The 377-nt window shown below is 69.5% G+C and carries 1 protein-coding gene; it reads right to left on the reverse strand.

Annotated elements, in window-relative coordinates; genetic code table 11:
* Window positions 1-315, reverse strand: a 315-nt coding sequence (locus AB4Y92_RS26475) for an ATP-binding cassette domain-containing protein (RefSeq protein ID WP_441822326.1), incomplete at its 3' end; no start/stop codon positions are given.
* Window positions 316-377 lie beyond the last annotated feature (62 nt).

Raw genomic sequence — 377 nt, forward strand, 5'->3', positions numbered from 1 at the left:
GGACCAGGCCCGGTCACCTCGCGGCCGTGGACCAGGCCCGGTCACCTCGCGGCCGTCGACGAGAACCTGGCCGCCAGTGGCCGGGATCAGGCCCGCGATGATCTTGAGGAGCGTGGTCTTGCCGCAGCCCGAGGGGCCGAGCAGCGTCGTCAGGCGCCCTTCCGGAAACTCCAGCGAGATGCCGCTGAGCGCCTCGATGCCGCCCGCATAGGTCTTCGAGACGCTGCGCACTTCGACGATCGGCTGAGGCGCCCGTCCCGGGAGCTGCGGCAAATCGCGGTTCGGCTGCGAGGCCATGGCTGCGGACGGATTCATGGGCGCGCCTCCGGTCGAAACAGGGTGACTTCGATCCGCTCGAGCAGCTCGATGAACAGGAC

The sequence above is a fragment of the Lysobacter sp. TAB13 genome, from assembly GCF_052113885.1.
GTDB classification, from domain to species: Bacteria; Pseudomonadota; Gammaproteobacteria; order Xanthomonadales; family Xanthomonadaceae; genus Lysobacter; species Lysobacter gummosus.